Source organism: Sphingomonas oligoaromativorans (assembly GCF_011762195.1).
GTDB classification, from domain to species: Bacteria; Pseudomonadota; Alphaproteobacteria; order Sphingomonadales; family Sphingomonadaceae; genus Solisphingomonas; species Solisphingomonas oligoaromativorans.
Genome location: NZ_JAASQK010000004.1, coordinates 253,729 through 270,717 on the forward strand (window position 1 = coordinate 253,729; position 16,989 = coordinate 270,717).

Below are 16,989 nucleotides of genomic sequence, written 5' to 3' on the forward strand. Positions count from 1 at the left end.
CCTGAATCGCCGTGAAGGGGCGTCCTAGGCGAGAATGTCTCTCTCAAATCTAAACGCCGCGACGAACGGCCGATCAGTCCTGAAGAACATACAGCAGCAGGCAAAGGCTGAAGGGCGTCAGGACGAGCAGCAGCCTCCCGCATTCCCGGATGATCCGGGGCAAATCCAGAAAGGCGGGATGGGCTTGCCGGCTCATCCCGCCATCATCCGTCAACATCGCTGCCGATCGACCGATACCCTTGCGGTATCGATCACGCTTCCGGCAGGAAATCCGGCACGGACAGATAGCGCTCGCCCGTGTCGTAATTGAAGCCGAGCACCTTCACGCCATTGCCCAGCTCGGCCAGCTTCTGCTTGATCGCCGCCAGCGTCGCGCCGGACGAGATGCCGACCAGCACGCCTTCCTCACTCGCCGAGCGGCGGGCATAGTCCTTGGCGTCGGCGGCCTCGACCTGGATCACGCCGTCGAGAAGCTGGGTGTGCAGGTTGGTCGGCACGAAGCCCGCGCCGAGGCCCTGAATGGGGTGCGGGCCGGGCTGGCCGCCCGAGATGACCGGCGAGAGCGTCGGCTCCACCGCGAACACCTTGAGCGCCGGCCAATGCTGCTTGAGCACCTGCGCCACGCCGGTGATGTGGCCGCCGGTGCCGACGCCGGTGATGATGACGTCGAGCGGGGCATCCCGGAAATCGTCGAGGATCTCCTGCGCCGTGGTGCGGACATGGACGTCGATATTGGCGGGATTCTCGAACTGGCCGGGAATCCACGAACCCTCGATGTCGGCGGCGAGCTCGGCCGCGCGCTCGATCGAGCCCTTCATGCCCTTCTCGCGCGGGGTGAGATCGAAGGTCGCGCCATAGGCCAGCATCAGGCGGCGGCGCTCCAGCGACATGCTCTCGGGCATGACGAGGATGAGCTTGTAGCCCTTCACCGCGGCCACCATGGCGAGGCCGATGCCGGTGTTGCCGCTGGTCGGCTCGATGATCGTGCCGCCGGGCCTGAGCTTGCCGGATTTCTCCGCATCCTCGATCATCGCCAGCGCGATGCGATCCTTGATCGAGCCGCCGGGGTTGGTCCGTTCGGACTTGATCCAGACTTCCGCGTCCGGGAACAGGCGCGCGAAGCGGATGTGCGGCGTGCCGCCGATCGTCTCCAATATGCTTGCGGCTTTCATGCGGCTTTCTCCTCCAGAGGAACGTCTTCAAAGCTCTTGGGCGGATCGAAGCTACGCGCGCGGCGCAGCTCGGGGAACCAGCGGGACCAGGCGAACGCCACCAGCACCGCGCCGATGCCGCCCGCCACCACCGCCGTCACCGGGCCGACCAGCGCCGCGAGGAAGCCGCTCTCCGCCTCGCCCAGCTCGTTCGAGCCGGAGATGAACAGCGACGACACCGCACCGACGCGGCCGCGCATCTCGTCCGGCGTCCAGATCTGGATCAGCGACTGGCGGACATAGACCGACACCATGTCCGCCGCGCCGAGGATGGCGAGGCAGCCGAGCGACAGCGGCATCCAGCGCGACAGGCCGAAGCCGACAGTGGCCGCGCCGAACAGGCCGACCGCCGCCAGCATCTTCACGCCGACATTGTGCTTGAGCGGCCGGAAGGCGAAGAACAGCGCGGTCAGCGCGGAGCCGGCCGCCGGGGCCGCCCGCAGATCGCCGAGGCCGGACGCGCCGACGTGCAGCACGTCCTTGGCATAGACCGGCAGCATCGCGGTGGCGCCGCCCAGCAGCACGGCGAACAGATCGAGCGAGATCGCGCCCAGCACCAGCCGGTTGCGGCGGACATAATGCAGCCCGTCGATCATCTGCGCCCATGGATTGCTCGATCCGCCGATCGCGCGGCGGGGCAGCGGACGGAGCATCATCAGGCAGAGGAAGCAGCCGGTGAACAGCACGGTGCTGACCGCGAAGGGCACCCATGCCGCCGCCGCATAGAGATAGCCGCCGAGCGCCGGGCCGACGATCGATCCGCCCTGCCACGCGATGGAACTGAGCGCGATCGCGGTCGGCAGCACGGCCGGCGGCACGAGATTGGGCGAGATCGCCTGGATGGCAGGCCCCGCGAAGGCGCGCGCGACGCCGAGCAGGGCGGCGACGGCGAAGAGGGCGGGGAGGGTGGTCGTGCCGTGCCAAGCCATCAGCGCCAGCGTGGCGGCGCATCCCGTCTCCAGCAAGGTCGAGCCACGGGCCACCCAGCGGCGGTCCACCCGGTCGGCGGTCCATCCGGTGATGAGCGTGAGCAGCGCCAGCGGCAGGAATTGCGCGACGCCGATCCAGCCGAGCTGCAACGCCGCCTCGTGGACGGGCATGGTGCGCCGTGCGATGTCATAGGCTTCCCAGCCGATCACGATCACCATCGAGAGCTGGGCGATCGTCGACATCAGCCGCGCCGCCCAATAGAATCGGAAGTCTCGATAGGCGAACGGATGACTGGGTTGTTCCATGCCGGTTCCTTACGGCGGGCGGTGAGGGGGAAGCAACCGCAGCGTGGCTTCATCCCCGCTTAGGGATGCTTCCTTCGTTACGCCACCGTCTCAGGCGGCGCCGGGCTCTACCTCGGATGGGGAGGGGCGGCGTAGCGCCGGGTTGAGCCGCGCCACGCTGCACACGCCCGCGATCACCGCGAGGCAGGTCGCGACCAGCGGCGGCACCGGCCCCTCGCCGAGCCCGAAGGCGAGCAGGGCGGCGACCAGCGTCGCCCCCAGCGTCTGCCCCGAGAGCCGCGTGGTGGAGATGAGCCCGCCCGCCGAAGCGGCGCGATGCCGCGGCGCGGAGCCGACGATCAGCCGCGCATTGGGGGCGAGGAACAGGCCGAAGCCCGATCCGCACAGCGCCATCCGCCATGCCATGTCGGCATAGCCCGGATGCGCCGGCAGGAAGGCGAGCAGCAGCAGCGCGATCGTCGCCACCGTCATGCCGATCCCGCCGAGCAGCCCGGCCGGCACCTTGTCGGAGAGCGCGCCGGCGGTCGGCGCCACGATCATGGTGGTGAGCGGCCAGGGCGCAAGCATCGCCCCAACCTCGCTCGGCGACAGGCCGAAGCCGTGCTCCAGCCGGAAGGGCAGGGACAGCAGCAGCGTCATCGACGCCATGAAGGCGCACAACGCGCCCGAGGTGGAGAGCGCCAGCACCGGCATCCTGAGCAGGTCCACCGGCATGATCGGGTTCCGCTCGCCCAGTTCATGGCGGACGAACATCATGGCGGCGATCAGACCGGCCGCGAACACAAGCGCCGCGACCGTCTGCGATCCGCCATGCACGCCGGTTTCCAGCCCCGAGATAATCAGCCCGAACGTCACCACGCAATAGACGGCGCCCATCGTGTCATAGCCGGCCTTGCGGCCGGGCACGTCCGGCAGGCCGAAGCGGCCCAGCGCCAGCGACAGGATCGCGAACGGCACGCCGACCGCGAACACCCACGGCCACGGCGCCACGGCGAGGATCAGGCCGCCCGCCGTCGGCGCCAGCGCGGCCGAGACGGAGACCATGACGCTGTTGAGCCCCATGCCCCGCCCGAGCTGCCGCGCCGGATAGATGGAGCGAACGAGCGCCGACATCACGCTGAGCGCCGCCGCCGCGCCCAGCGACTGCACGGCCCGGATGACGAGCAGGAAAGGCAGCGACTTGGCGAAGAAGCACATCGCCGTCGCGATCGTGAAGACGATCTGGCCGATCTGGTACAACCGCTTGAGGCCGATCCGGTCTCCCAGCGCCGAGAAAGGCAGCAGCGTCATAACCAGCACGAGCTGGTAGACCGTGACGATCAGCACCGCCGCCGAGCTGTCCACCTTGAGGTCGTGCGCGATGGTGGGCAGGGCCACGCCCGCGATCTGTCCGTCGATCACCGTCAGGATCGTGCCCAGCGAGATCGCCGCGATGGCGAGATAGCGGCGCGGGCTCGGCATCCCGTCGGCGGGCAGACCGCCGCCATCCTCGCGATCGGTCTTGCGCGGCGCGAGATCAAGGGCGGACGGTCGGATCATGCAGGAGTCACGAAGCTGTCGAGCACATGCTTGGTTCCGGCATGTTCGAAATCGATCTCGAGCTTGTTGCCCTCGATGCGCTCGATCCTGCCATAGCCGAACTTGGTGTGGAACACGCGCTGGCCGACCGCGACATCCGTCCGCGCCCTGGCGGCGTAGCTGGCGGCGGAGGCCTTCACCTCGACGATGCGCTGGCCGGGGCCGGAGCGCGCTATGGGCTCTCCCAGCGCCGCCGCGCGCTGCCAGCCGGGGCCGCGCCCGGTGCCGCGTTCGATATGGGCGAAGGGATCGGCCCGCTCACTCCACTGCGCGCGCCAGAGCGACTCGCCGCCGGTCATCGTGGTTTCGGTCTCGACATGCTCCTCCGGCAGCTCGCCGACGAAGCGCGAGGGGATGGAGGAGGTCCACTGACCGTAGATGCGCCGATTGGCGGCATGGAGGATGACGCAGCGCCGCCGCGCCCGCGTGATCGCGACATAAGCGAGGCGACGTTCCTCCTCGAGGCTCTTCACGCCGCCCTCGTCGAGCGCGCGCTGCGAGGGGAAGATGCCTTCCTCCCAGCCAGCGAGGAACACCGTGTCGAACTCCAGCCCCTTGGCGGCGTGGATCGTCATGATCGTCACCTTGGCGCCAGTGTCGGCCGCGTCATTGTCCATGACGAGGCTGACATGCTCCAGGAACTCGCCGAGCGTCTCATAGTCCTCCATCGCGCGGGCAAGCTCGGTGAGGTTTTCGAGGCGCCCCGCGCTCTCGGCCGAGCGATCGGCCTGGAGCATTGCGGTATAGCCGCTCTCGTCGAGAATCTGGCGGATCAGCTCGGGATGGGCGAGCGAGTTGGAGAGATCGCGCCAGCGCGCGATGTCGCCGACCAGCCGGCCGAGCGATTTCCGCGCCGCGCCGGACAGTTCGTCCGTATCGCACAGCTTCGCGGCGGCGAGCGTCAGCGGCACGCCTTCGGCGCGAGCGAGCGCGTGAATCTTCGCCACCGCTTTGTCGCCAAGGCCGCGCTTGGGCGTGTTGACGATCCGCTCGAAGGCGAGATCGTCGGACGGCTGGAACACCACGCGCAGATAGGCCAGCGCATCGCGGATTTCCGCGCGCTCGTAGAAGCGGAAGCCGCCGATGATGCGATAGGGCAGGCCGATCGCGATGAAGCGGTCCTCGAACTCGCGCGTCTGGTGCTGGGCGCGCACGAGGATCGCGGCGTCGTCATAGCTGCCGCCCTGGCGGTGGAGGCTCTCGATCTCCTCGCCGACGCGGCGGGCTTCCTCCGGCCCGTCCCACACGCCGATGATCGACACCTGCTCGCCCACGTCGATCTCGGTCCACAGCGTCTTGCCGAGCCGCGAGCCGTTATTCTCGATGAGCGCGCTGGCCGCGCCGAGGATATGCGGGGTGGAGCGGTAATTCTGCTCCAGCCGGATCACCTTGGCGCCCGGAAAATCCTGCTCGAAGCGCAGGATGTTCGCCACCTCCGCGCCGCGCCACGAATAGATCGACTGATCGTCGTCGCCGACGCAGCAGATATTCCTGTGGCTTTGCGCGATCAGCCTCAGCCAGAGATATTGGGACGAGTTGGTATCCTGATACTCGTCGACCATCACATAGCGGAAGCGCTGCTGATAATGCTCCAGCACGTCGCGATGGCGCTTCAGGATCGTGAGCATGTGGAGCAGCAGGTCGCCGAAATCGCAGGCGTTCACCGCGATCAGCCGCTTCTGATAGGCGTTGTAGAGTTCGGAGCCCCGGCCGTTGGCATACAGCTCGCTCTCGCCGGCATCGACCTCGGCGGGCGTCCAGCCGCGGTTCTTCCATCGGTCGATCAGGCCCGCGAGCTGGCGCGCGGGCCAGCGCTTCTCGTCGATGTCGGCGGCAGAGATCAACTGCTTGAGCAGGCGGATCTGGTCGTCGGTGTCGAGGATCGTGAAATTGCTTTGGAGCCCGACCAGCTCGGCATGACGTCTGAGCATCCGCGCCGCGACCGAGTGGAAGGTGCCGAGCCACGGCATCCCCTCGACCGCATCGCCGACGATCCGGCCGACCCGCTCGCGCATCTCGCGCGCGGCCTTGTTGGTGAAGGTGACGGCGAGAATCTCGCTCGGCCAGGCGCGGCGGGTGGCGATCAGATGCGCGAGCCGCGCGGTGAGCGCCGCCGTCTTGCCGGTGCCGGCGCCCGCGAGGACGAGGACCGGGCCTTCGGTGGTGAGCACGGCCTCGCGCTGCGGCTCGTTGAGCCCTTTCAGATAGGCGGGCTCGGGGGCGGTGGAGATAGGCTGATTCACGTTCGAACAGGTAGGGAACGGAAGGGCTTAGGGCAACCGGGGTTGGGTTCCATGGTCCCAGCGAAAGCCGGGTCTACGCCTTTCACTATTCATCGCATCGTTTGAGAAAGCAGAGATGGATCCCAGCCTTCGCTGGGATGACGGGAATTGGTAGGGAACCGCTTGGCTGCTTTCGGGCCGAGAACCAACGATTTTGCCGTCATCCAACGAGAGTGCATTGGTAGCTACGCGCCATAATGCCGATCACTCGCCGCCTCCAATGCTTTACCCCAAGCGCAAGATGTTTGCGTTGGGCTACGTCGAATACGAGGATGCCAAAATGCAAAGTATCTAGACTGCTTCGTAGTGGAAATGTCGTTGCGACATTTTCCAGACGATTTTATCTTCAAATCCTTCGGGGATCAGAATTTTGGGGGGGTGCGCGAGTGTCCGATGAGCATGATTGGTCGTTCGATGGCGATGACATTCCAGACGAACCCTATGCCGATCCGGCCATACGGTCTGGATATCAAAACGCCCTAGGTCGCTTCATTATGGCGCACAACGAAGTCGATTTTTGGATGTCGGCCATTCTCGAAAAAGCGGTGCAGATTATCGCACCAGACGGTGCGCTAAATCATCTGGCGCTTGGTGACTTCTCCGCAAGGGCAACGAATCTCGTCCTGCTCATGCGGGTCGCTCCCCATCTTTGCCTTGGCGGAGTGGGCAACGGGAGACTGCATGAACTGAACGGGGTGCGGAATGCACTTGCTCACGGCCATTTTGACCAAGACCGCTACAGCGGCACGTTCGAGATCGTGAACCGCAAGCACAAGAGTTTTCAGGTGAAGCGACTTAAGAACCTTAACGAGGCGAGCATCAATGCAGCGGCGGAGGAACTTGAAGGGATAGCGAGCCATATGGAGGCGGTTCACGCCTTCATGGATGTATCGTTAGGCGCTGAGTATTTCCAAGACGCCCCGGTGATTTTGAAGAGCATTGAATTATGGGAACTGATGGCGTCCGAGGACGCCAAGAAGGCCGCTGAGGCTGGCGAACAAAAGTCCGGTGTTGCGGCACCGGACGATGCCGCACCCGATCAATAAATGTATGTCCGCCTTCGGGCGAGGCGAGTGCCGGTCTTAACGACTGACTTTGGGGCGAAATTCGTCACCGACGATCGCAGCAGTCTCAGCCCTCGTAGCGCAGCAGCGTGATCCTGGCCTTGCCGTAGACCCGCTCGGCCTCGATCGAGAAGCCGCCGGGGCGCAGTTCCTCCGCCTTCTCGCCCTCGACGCTCGCCAGCGCGCCCGGCGCCAGCCAGCCGAGCCGCGCCAGCCGCTCCAGCGTCGGCACGCCGGCGTGCATCGCATAGGGCGGGTCCATCATCATCAGGTCATAGGCGCGCGTCGACGGGCCGAGCGTGTTGACCGCCTGCGCCCGCACGTCCGCCTTCGCCCCCAGCGCCGCGATGTTCGCCCGCAGCGCGTCGAGCGCGGCCTTGTCCTGCTCGACGAAGGTGCAGCTCTCCGCGCCGCGCGACAGAGCCTCCAGCCCCAGCGCGCCGGTGCCCGCGAACAGATCGACCACGGCCAGCCCCTCGAAGCTGCCGAGCCGGCTGGTCAGCATCGAGAACAGGGCTTCCCGCGCCCGATCGGAGGAGGGGCGCGTGGTGGTGCCGGCGGGCGCCTTCAGCGGGCGGCCGCGCCACAGGCCGGAAACGATCCTCATCGCAGCGTCTTCCGAAATTCGACCAGATCGTTCTGGCGCACCTCGACCACCTCGCCGGCGGGCAGGTCGGCCAGCACGAACTCGCCATAGGCGACGCGGATCAGACGCGACACCTGAAGCCCGAGATATTCCAGCACGCGACGAATCTCGCGGTTCTTGCCCTCGGTGATCTTCATCTCGATCCACACGTTGCGGCCGGTGCGGCGCTCCATGTTGGCGTCGATCGAGCCATAGCGGATGCCTTCGATGGTGATCCCCTCGGACAGCGCCTCGAGCTGCTCCTGGGTGATCTCGCCATAGGCGCGCGCGCGATAGACGCGGGGGATGCCGGACGAGGGCAGCTCCAGCTTGCGCTTGAACTCGCCATCGGTGGTGAGCAGCAGCAACCCTTCCGTGTTCATGTCCAGACGGCCGATCGGCATCACGCGCGGCAGGCCTTCGGGCAGCCGGTCGTAGATGGTCGGGCGGCCGGCGGGGTCATGCTCGGTGGTGAGGAAGCCGACCGGCTTGTGGAACAGGAACAGGCGCGTGTGCTCCGGCGCATCGACCTGCTGGCCATCGACCGTCACGCCCCGGAGCGAGGTGAGGATCGTCGCGGGCGTGTCGAGCACCTTGCCGTCGAGCGCGATGCGGCCTTCGGCGATCATCCGCTCGATCTCGCGGCGCGAGGCGACGCCGGCGCGGGCGAGCAGCTTGGCGATGCGCTGCGGCTCCTTGCGGCTGTGGGCGCGCGGTGCGGGAGCTTCGGCCGCGGCGGCCTTGCCGGAGGCGCGGCGCGGCGCGGTGGGGCGACGCTCCCGCTTCTCGGGTTCGACGGCGCGGGCGGGCTTGCCGCGCGATTCGGCCGGCCGGGCGGGGCGGCGCCCCTCGCCCTCGCCACGCGGCGGACGCGAGAGGAGCTTTTCGCCACGATCCGCGCCGTGCGCGGGGGCGGCACGGGCGCCGCGTGCCGGCTTTCCCTTGTCCGAAGGCGGATGGGGAGAGGCATCGCCGCGTTCCGGCCGACGGCCGCGCGTGGGGCGCCCGCTTCCATCCTCGCGCCGCGCCGGGCGGGCGGCGGGCGCGTCGCCACGACGGCGGCCATCGGCTCGCGGAGCGGCGGGGCGCTGGCCGGTGGGCGCGGCATCCCACGGGGCGGCGTCATGCGCCGGCGAATGCGGCTCTTCCTGAGCGGCGCGGCGTTCGCGGGGCTTGCGGCCGGTGGTGGGCCTGGCGGCGGCGTCGCGCTCGCGCGGCGGGCGCGCGGCGACCCATGCCTCGGAGCGGTTCGTGCGGGGCTTGGCGCCCGTCCGCTGAGATGCGCGCTGCGGCTTCTTGCCCTCGGAGGGCTTGTCGTCGCGCGGCGCCTCGTCGCCGGTGCGGGGCGTGCGCGGGGGCGAACCGCGGCGATCGCGGGGTTCGGCGCGGCGGCCGGCACGACGATCGTCGCCGGGGCGGCGGGGGGCGCTCACTTCTTGTCTCCGATGGTTCAGGATGCGGGAACCGCCTTCCGCGCTAATCGCTTGCCGGTCAAGCGGCGAGTCGCATCCTGCGCATTGGGATGGAGGGGCTTCGGCAGCATCCCGTTCAGGGATGGAGGCCGAAACATCTTTCCCGGCTGCGTCGGGTCGCTAAGGTGATGGCGATGTCCGGTTCGACTTCCACCACGCTTCGCCACTATCTGAGGCCCGCTCCGCTCGGCGCGTTCCTGCTCGGGATATCGAGCGGGTTTCCGCTGACGCTGCTGCTGGCGACGATGTCCTACTGGCTGTCGAAGGTGGGCATCGACAAGAAGACGATCGGTTTCGCCTTCGCGCTTGGCACGCCCTATACGCTGAAATTCCTCTGGGCGCCGCTGATCGACGGCATCGCGCTGCCCGGCCTGTCGCGGCTGTTCGGCCAGCGCCGCGCCTGGCTGTTCGTGGTGCAGGCATTGCTGGCGGTGGCGCTGATCCAGCTCGGGGCGAGCGATCCCAACCATCATATCGCCCGCTTCGCATTGTGGGGCGTGATCGTGGCCTTCCTGTCGGCGACGCAGGATATCGTGATCGACGCCTATCGCATCGAGATCCTGTCCGACGAGGAGCTGGCGCAGGGCACGGCGACCAATCAGGTCGGCTATCGCACCGGCAACCTGCTGGCCGGGGCGGGGACGATCTGGCTGGCCTCGACCGAGGGCGCGGCGCTCGGCTGGCCGATGGCCTATGCCATCAGCGCGGGGCTGGTGCTGCCGGGCGCGATCGCGGCGCTATGGCTCGGGCCGGGCAGGCGCACCGCGGTGCGCGAGCCGTTCAGCATCGAGGCGTTCCGCCATTTCCTGAAGCATAACGTCGCCGATCCCTTCGTGGATTTCTTCAAGCGGCCGGGCGCGTGGCTGATCCTGCTGTTCGTGCTCACCTACAAGCTCGGCGACGCGGTGGGGCAGAACATGCTCTCGCCGATGGTGGTGCATCAGGGCTTCACCGACACGGATTATATCGCGATCAACAAGCTGGTGGGCTTCTGGTGCCTGGTGATCGGATCGCTGGTCGCGGGCGCGCTGATCGCCCGCTTCGGCATGGGGCGGCTGCTCTTCGGCGCGGGGATCATCATGGCGGGTGCCAACCTGATGTTCGCGACCGTCGCCGCGACGGGCCATTCGGTGGCGATGCTGACATTGGCGGTGGGCACGGAAAACCTGTTCGCGGCGATCAGCCTCACCGTGTTCGCGACCTATCTGTCCGGCTTGTCGAGCACGGCCTTCACGGCGACCCAATATGCTCTGCTGTCCAGCGTCGCTGCGGTGGGGCGGACCTTCGCGACCACTCCGTCCGGCTATGCCGCGGCGGCGTTCGGCTGGGTCGGCTTCTACGTCTTCGCGGCCTTTCTCGCGATACCGGGGCTGTTCTTCCTGTGGCTGATGCACCGCGCCGGTTTCGTGGTGGAAACCGTCCGGCAGACGGGCGTCGAGGAACCCGAAACGCCCGCCGCGCGGGATTAATCCGGCAACTGCCGGTTCTCGCGCAGCACTTCGCCCGCGAGATAGAGCGAGCCCAGAACCAGCACATAAGGCGGCTCGGTGCGATCGGCATGGCGGCCGATCCAGCGGAGCGCGTCCGCCACGTCGGCGGCGGGGAGCGCGGTCAGGCCGACCTGCTTGGCCATCGCCGCCAGCTCGGTGGGCGCGTGATGCTCGTGCCCCGGCACCGGCACGGCATGGAGCGTCGCATGGCGTCCGGCGAAGGCGCGCAGCACGCCCGTCGCATCCTTGTTCGCGAGCAGCCCCATGACGAGGTGCAGCGGCTTTCCCGCCGGCACCGCCGCGCGCAGATGATCCGCGACAACGCGTGCCGCCGCCGGATTATGTCCGCCGTCGAGCCACAGTTCGGCCTCCTTGGGTAGGAGATCGCGCAACGGTCCGGGGCCGAGCGGCTGCATCCGTGCGGGCCACTCCGCCCAACCCATCGCGGCGCGGATCGCGGCCGGTGGCACGGGGAGCGCCGTCTGGTGGCGAAGCATCGCGATGGCGAGCCCGGCATTCTCCACCTGATGCGTCCCCGCGAGCCTCGGCAGCGGCAGGTCGAGCCGGCCTTCGGAGTCGCGATAATGAAGCTCGCCGCGATAGGGCGCGGCGTCCCAGGCTTCGCCGCGCGGGAAGAGCGGCGCGCCGGCCTCATCGGCGGCGGCGGCGACGCGCTCGGCCATGGAAGGCGGGTAGCGCTGGGTGATGAGCGGCACGCCGGCCTTGGCGATGCCGGCCTTCTCGGCCGCGATCTGCTCGGGCTTGTCGCCGAGGAAGGCCTGGTGATCCATGCCGAGCTGGGCGATGCCCGTGACGGCGGGCGCGGCCAGCACATTGGTCGCATCGAGCCGCCCGCCGAGGCCGACCTCGATCACGCACGCATCCGCCGGCACGTCCGAGAAAGCGAGGAAAGCGGCCGCCGTCGTCACCTCGAAGAAGCTCGGGCCGATATCGTCGGCGATGTCGAGCACGCGCCCAAGATAGTCCGCGAGCTGCTCGTCCTCGATCAGTCGACCCGCCAGCCGGATGCGCTCGTTGAAGCGCACGAGATGCGGGCTGGTGTAGACATGAACCTTGTGCCCCGCCGCCTCCAGCGCCGCGCGCAGGAAGGCGCAGGTCGATCCCTTGCCGTTGGTGCCCGCGACATGGAAGACGGGCGGGAGCTTCGTCTCCGGGTTGCCCAGCCGATCGAGCAGCGCGCGGACGCGCTCCAGCCCGAGGATGTCCCGGCCCGGCGAGAGCGCGTCCAGCCGGTCGAGCTGCTGCTGGACCGCGGCATCGTCGGAACGGGCATGATCCGCCATGGGCGTCAGGCCGGGGCCTTCTCCGGCACCAGATAGGCGATCAGCTTCGCCAGCGTCTCGCGGAGCTGGTGGCGATGCGTCACCATGTCGAGCATCCCGTGATCCAGCAGATATTCGGAGCGCTGGAAGCCCTCGGGCAGCTTCTCGCGGATGGTCTGCTCGATCACGCGCTGGCCCGCGAAGCCGATCAGCGCGCCTGGCTCTGCAAGCTGGACGTCGCCCAGCATCGCGTAGCTGGCGGTGACGCCGCCGGTCGTCGGATCGGTCATCACGACGATATAGGGCAGGCCGGCCTCGTGCAGCTTGGCGATGGCGACCGTCGTCTTGGGCATCTGCATGAGGGAGAGGATGCCCTCCTGCATCCGCGCGCCGCCGGCGGCGGTGAAGACGATGTACGGCGCCTTCTCGGCGATCGCCGCTTCCACGCCCGCCACGAAGGCCGCGCCCACCGCAAGGCCCATCGATCCGCCCATGAAGGCGAAATCCTGCACGCCGACGACCGCCTTGCGGCCCTCGATCTCGCCCTTGGCGTTGAGGAAGGCGTCAGGCTCGCCGGTCGAGGTGCGCGCCGCCTTCAGGCGATCGGCGTACTTCTTGGTGTCGCGGAACTTGAGCGGGTCTTCGCGCACCACCGGCGCCGGCAGCGGCGTGTGGACGCCGCCGTCGAACAGCATGTCGAAGCGCTTGGCGGCGCCGATGCGGCCATGATGTTCGCACTTCGGGCAGACATTCTGGTTTTCCTCATATTCCTTGAGGAAGACCATCGCCCCGCACTTAGGGCATTTATGCCAGAGGTTCTCGGGGGTATCCCGCTTCGCGATGAAGGGAATCGAATTGCGGACCTTGTCGATCCAGCTCATGCCGTAACTCCTACGCGGGCTTCTCGCACCGCCCCTGCCAATATTGCGACGAGCGCGCGGCCCGCCTCCGGGTTGCCGCCGGCCTTCGCCAGCGCGTCGACGATCGCCGAGCCGACGACCACCCCGTCCGCCACGCGCGCGATGGCGGCGGCCTGCTCGGGCGTGCGGACGCCGAAGCCCACCGCCACGGGCAGGTCGGTGCCCGCCTTGAGCCGCGCGACGGCGGCCTCGATCGTGTCGGTCGCCGCCTGCTGGAGGCCAGTGATGCCCGCCACCGAGACGTAATAGAGGAAACCCGAAGCGCCCTCCAGCACCGCCGGCAGACGCGCCGTATCGGTGGTGGGGGTGGCGAGGCGGACGAGATCGATCCCCTTCGCGCGGAGGGGCGGCCCGAGGGCGGCATCCTCCTCGGCGGGGATGTCGACGCAGATCACGCCGTCGATGCCGGCCTCTTCAAGGGCTTGCGCGAACCAGTCGGCGCCGCGCGAGAGCATCGGGTTGGCATAGCCCATCAGCACCAGCGGCACATTCGGATGCCGCTCGCGGAAGCCCTTGGCGATGGCGAGGACGTCGGCGGTTTTGGTGCCCGCCGCGAGCGCGCGGATGTTCGCTTCCTGGATCGCGGGGCCATCGGCCATCGGATCGGTGAAGGGCATCCCCAGCTCGATCACGTCCGCGCCGCCTGCGACGATGGCGTCGAGGATGGCGGGCGTGTGCGCGGGCGAGGGATCGCCGGCGGTCACGAAGGCGACCAGCGCGGCGCGATCCTCGGCCTTCAGGCGTGCGAAGGTGTCGGCGAGGCGGCTCATGCTGCCCTCACAATGCGCGAACCGTAAGTCGAAATACATGCCCCAAGCGCTGCGCCTGCCGCATGTCCTTCGACTGCGCTCAGGACGAACGGTGAGGAGGGAAGCAGGTTCGTCACAGCTTCACTCCCATGCTGTCGGCGACGGTGAAGATGTCCTTGTCGCCCCGGCCGGAGAGATTGAGGATGACGACCTGATCCTCGTTCATGTCCCGTGCCTTGCGGACGATGCCTGCGATGGCGTGCGCGCTCTCCAGCGCCGGGATGATGCCCTCGACGCGACAGCAGAGCTGGAAGGCGTCCATCGCCTCCTGATCCGTGACGCCCTCATAGGTGACGCGCTTGATCTCGTGGAGCCAGCTATGCTCCGGCCCGATGCCCGGATAGTCGAGGCCGGCTGAGATTGAGTGCGCCTCGGTGATCTGACCGTCCTCATCCTGAAGCAGGTAGGTGCGGTTGCCGTGGAGGACGCCCGGACGGCCGCCGGTGAGGCTGGCGGCGTGCTTGTCGGTGTCGAGGCCGTGGCCCGCTGCCTCGATGCCCAGCATCGCCACGTCCGCATCGTCGAGGAAGGGATGGAAGAGGCCGATGGCGTTCGAGCCGCCGCCCACCGCCGCGACCAGCAGGTCGGGCAGGCGGCCTTCGGCTTCGAGAATCTGCTCGCGCGCCTCGGTGCCGATCACCGACTGGAAATCGCGGACCAGTTCGGGATAGGGATGCGGGCCGGCGGCGGTGCCGATGATGTAGAAGGTGTCGTCGACGTTCGCGACCCAATCACGCAGCGCCTCGTTCATCGCGTCCTTGAGCGTTTGCGCGCCGGACGTGACGGGGCGGACTTCCGCGCCGAGCAGCTTCATGCGGAAGACGTTGGGCTGCTGGCGGGCGACGTCCACCGCGCCCATGAAGATCGTGCAGGGCAGGCCGAAGCGCGCCGCGACCGTTGCCGTCGCGACGCCGTGCTGGCCGGCGCCCGTCTCGGCGATGATCCGCTTCTTGCCCATGCGGATGGCGAGCAGAATCTGGCCGATGCAGTTGTTGATCTTGTGCGCGCCGGTGTGGTTCAGGTCTTCGCGCTTGAAATAGATTTTCGGGCCTTTGCCGGCGGGTGCGTCCTTGCGGAGCGCCTCGGTCAGCCCTTCCGCGTAATAGAGCGGGCTCGGGCGGCCGACATAATGCTTCAGCAGCCCCTCGAACTCGGCCTTGAAGGCCGGGTCGGACTGGGCGCGGCGATATTCGCGCTCCAGATCGAGGATGAGCGGCATGAGCGTTTCGGCGACATAGCGTCCGCCGAATTCTCCGAAATGGCCGTCAGCGTCAGGCTGGGCGCGAAGCGAGTTGGCGAGTGTCATAGGCGGTTCGTCGCTTGAAGGAAGGCGGCGATCTTGTCCACATCCTTGATACCGGGCGCGGATTCCACGCCGGAGGAGATGTCGACGAGACGGGCGCCGGTAGTCCCCACCGCATCGGCCACATTGCCGACATCGAGGCCGCCCGAAAGCGCCCATGGCAGGGGATGCGAAAATCCGTCGAGCAGAGCCCAATCGAAACGCAGCCCCATGCCGCCGGGCAGCGCGCCCTTGGGCGTCCTGGCGTCATAGAGGATGCGGTCGGCGGCGCCGCGATAGCGGGCGGCGGCTTCCAGATCGGCGCGGGTGCGGACGGGGATGGCCTTCCAGACCTGCACGCCGAGCCGCGCCTTCACCGCCGCGACGCGCTCCGGCGTCTCGTCGCCATGAAGCTGCACGCCGGTCAGCCGCGCGCCCGCCACGGCGTGGTTAAGCAGCGCGTCATCGGGATCGACGAACACGCCGATCCGCTCGACATGGCCCGGTGTCGCGAGCCGGCCGGCGCGATCGGGTTCGATGTCGCGCGGGCTCTTCGGGAAGAAGACGAAGCCGACATGGCTCGCCCCGCCGCGCACGGCCGCATCGATGGTTTCGGCGGTGGAGAGCCCGCAAATCTTGGCGCTGACTGGCATGGTGGAGCGCGATATAGGCCCGCCTTGCGGTCAGGCCTACCCATTCCTTCTTGGCGAGGCTGAAGCTCAGAGCGTCGCTTCGATCGCGCGGGCGGCGGCGTCCGGGTCTTCGGCCTTTGTGATGGGGCGGCCGATGACCAGCACCGAGGCGCCGCGATCGCGCGCCTGACGCGGCGTCACCACGCGCTTCTGGTCGCCGACCACGCCATCCGCCGGGCGGACGCCGGGGACGACGAAGAAACCGTCCGACCAGATCTTCTTCGCGATCGCCACCTCGGCGCCCGAGCAGACCACGCCGTCCAGCCCCGCCTCGCGGGCGAGGCCGGTCAGGCGCTCGACCTGGCCATGGACGTCGTCCTGCAAGCCGATCGAGCGCAGATCATTGCCGTCCAGCGAGGTGAGCATCGTCACGCCGACCACCTTGGTGCCGAGCGGGGCGGCCGCCTTGGCGTCCTCCATCATCGCGCGGCCGCCGGCGGTGTGGACCGTGACGATCGCGGGCTCCAGCACGGAGAGCGCCTGCATCGCCTTGCCGACGGTGTTGGGAATGTCGTGCAGCTTCAGGTCGAGGAAGATCGGCAGGCCGAGCGCCGCCATCTCGCGGACGCCGGGGCGGCCGTTGGCGGCGAAGAATTCGAGGCCGAGCTTGATGCCGCCGACATGATGGCGAACCTTCTGGGCCAGCGCCTTGGCATGTTCGATGTCCGGCGTGTCGAGGGCGACGTAGATGGGGGAGCGATGGGTCACGATTGAGCCGGGGGTTCCGTGGTGAGGGGCGCGGTCGGCTGTGCGACCGGATGGGTGGCGGCCATGTCGCCGATGCCGCGCATGTCTGCAAGGGCGCGTTCATGGCTGTCGAGCCGGCGCTTCAACCGCCAGCGCGTGGCGCGGTGATAGGCGAAGGTGGGCAGGAAGCCCGCGAGGAAGGCGCCGAACACCAGCACCGGCAGCTTGGCATCCACCAGCAAACCGCCCCAGAGGTTCACCGTCACCGGCGTCCAGTTGCGCATCGCGAAGATCACCGCGGCAACGGCCAGCACGACCCAGAAGAGCGTTTTCAGAAACTGCATAGGCCCGAGCTTATG

General features: G+C 68.1%; 15 protein-coding genes. 2 read left to right on the forward strand and 13 right to left on the reverse strand.

Annotated features, from left to right (window positions below):
* Nucleotides 1-251: 251 nt before the first annotated feature.
* The 4 genes from cysK to FHS98_RS09860 all read right to left on the reverse strand — a co-directional run bounded on the left by cysK (nucleotide 252) and on the right by FHS98_RS09860 (nucleotide 6,267).
* Nucleotides 252-1,172, reverse strand: coding sequence for a cysteine synthase A (gene cysK / locus FHS98_RS09845; protein ID WP_167103705.1), 921 nt, complete (start codon nucleotides 1,170-1,172; stop codon nucleotides 252-254).
* The gene (locus tag FHS98_RS09850) at nucleotides 1,169-2,446 is read right to left on the reverse strand and encodes an MFS transporter (protein ID WP_167103708.1); all 1,278 of its coding nucleotides are present in this window, start codon (nucleotides 2,444-2,446) and stop codon (nucleotides 1,169-1,171) included. Before FHS98_RS09850 ends, cysK begins: the two co-directional genes overlap by 4 nt.
* Before the next feature lie 90 nt (nucleotides 2,447-2,536).
* Nucleotides 2,537-3,907 carry an MFS transporter gene (locus tag FHS98_RS09855; protein ID WP_243847970.1) on the reverse strand — a complete coding sequence of 457 codons (1,371 nt, stop codon included), beginning with the start codon at nucleotides 3,905-3,907 and terminating at the stop codon, nucleotides 2,537-2,539.
* 74 nt (nucleotides 3,908-3,981) lie between these two features.
* Nucleotides 3,982-6,267, reverse strand: a complete 2,286-nt coding sequence (locus FHS98_RS09860; RefSeq protein ID WP_167103714.1) for a UvrD-helicase domain-containing protein — start codon at nucleotides 6,265-6,267, stop codon at nucleotides 3,982-3,984.
* A gap of 425 nt (nucleotides 6,268-6,692) precedes the next feature.
* Here FHS98_RS09860 and FHS98_RS09865 point away from each other — a divergent pair, with 425 nt between their 5' ends.
* Nucleotides 6,693-7,352, forward strand: coding sequence for a hypothetical protein (locus FHS98_RS09865; protein ID WP_167103717.1), 660 nt, complete (start codon nucleotides 6,693-6,695; stop codon nucleotides 7,350-7,352).
* Between the two features lie 85 nt (nucleotides 7,353-7,437).
* Here FHS98_RS09865 and rsmD read toward each other — a convergent pair whose 3' ends face one another.
* The gene (rsmD, locus tag FHS98_RS09870) at nucleotides 7,438-7,977 is read right to left on the reverse strand and encodes a 16S rRNA (guanine(966)-N(2))-methyltransferase RsmD (RefSeq protein WP_167103720.1); all 540 of its coding nucleotides are present in this window, start codon (nucleotides 7,975-7,977) and stop codon (nucleotides 7,438-7,440) included.
* Complete coding sequence (locus FHS98_RS18970; protein WP_167103723.1) at nucleotides 7,974-9,428, reverse strand: pseudouridine synthase; 1,455 nt, start codon at nucleotides 9,426-9,428, stop codon at nucleotides 7,974-7,976. Before FHS98_RS18970 ends, rsmD begins: the two co-directional genes overlap by 4 nt.
* Nucleotides 9,429-9,601: 173 nt before the next feature.
* Between FHS98_RS18970 and FHS98_RS09880 the strand changes: the two genes are divergently transcribed.
* Nucleotides 9,602-10,936 carry an AmpG family muropeptide MFS transporter gene (locus FHS98_RS09880; RefSeq protein ID WP_243847954.1) on the forward strand — a complete coding sequence of 445 codons (1,335 nt, stop codon included), beginning with the start codon at nucleotides 9,602-9,604 and terminating at the stop codon, nucleotides 10,934-10,936.
* On the opposite strand, the gene FHS98_RS09885 is transcribed toward FHS98_RS09880, so the two are convergent.
* From FHS98_RS09885 to FHS98_RS09915, 7 genes are all read right to left on the reverse strand, one after another.
* Complete coding sequence (locus FHS98_RS09885) at nucleotides 10,933-12,261, reverse strand: bifunctional folylpolyglutamate synthase/dihydrofolate synthase (protein ID WP_167103729.1); 1,329 nt, start codon at nucleotides 12,259-12,261, stop codon at nucleotides 10,933-10,935. The genes FHS98_RS09880 and FHS98_RS09885 overlap by 4 nt on opposite strands.
* A gap of 5 nt (nucleotides 12,262-12,266) precedes the next feature.
* A complete protein-coding gene (gene accD, locus FHS98_RS09890) occupies nucleotides 12,267-13,121 on the reverse strand; it encodes an acetyl-CoA carboxylase, carboxyltransferase subunit beta (protein ID WP_167103732.1) in 855 nt (284 codons plus the stop codon).
* Nucleotides 13,118-13,930: a tryptophan synthase subunit alpha gene (trpA, locus tag FHS98_RS09895; protein WP_167103734.1), complete on the reverse strand. Its 813-nt coding sequence runs from the start codon at nucleotides 13,928-13,930 to the stop codon at nucleotides 13,118-13,120. Before trpA ends, accD begins: the two co-directional genes overlap by 4 nt.
* A gap of 112 nt (nucleotides 13,931-14,042) precedes the next feature.
* On the reverse strand, nucleotides 14,043-15,275 hold the full coding sequence (trpB, locus tag FHS98_RS09900; protein WP_167103736.1) for a tryptophan synthase subunit beta: 1,233 nt from the start codon (nucleotides 15,273-15,275) through the stop codon (nucleotides 14,043-14,045).
* Entirely contained in the window at nucleotides 15,272-15,904 is a 633-nt protein-coding gene (locus FHS98_RS09905; protein ID WP_167103737.1) for a phosphoribosylanthranilate isomerase, read from the reverse strand. The genes trpB and FHS98_RS09905 overlap by 4 nt, the downstream gene beginning before the upstream one ends.
* A 66-nt stretch (nucleotides 15,905-15,970) precedes the next feature.
* Complete coding sequence (pyrF, locus tag FHS98_RS09910; protein ID WP_167103738.1) at nucleotides 15,971-16,651, reverse strand: orotidine-5'-phosphate decarboxylase; 681 nt, start codon at nucleotides 16,649-16,651, stop codon at nucleotides 15,971-15,973.
* Nucleotides 16,648-16,974, reverse strand: a complete 327-nt coding sequence (locus FHS98_RS09915; RefSeq protein WP_167103739.1) for a lipopolysaccharide assembly protein LapA domain-containing protein — start codon at nucleotides 16,972-16,974, stop codon at nucleotides 16,648-16,650. The genes pyrF and FHS98_RS09915 overlap by 4 nt, the downstream gene beginning before the upstream one ends.
* Nucleotides 16,975-16,989 lie beyond the last annotated feature (15 nt).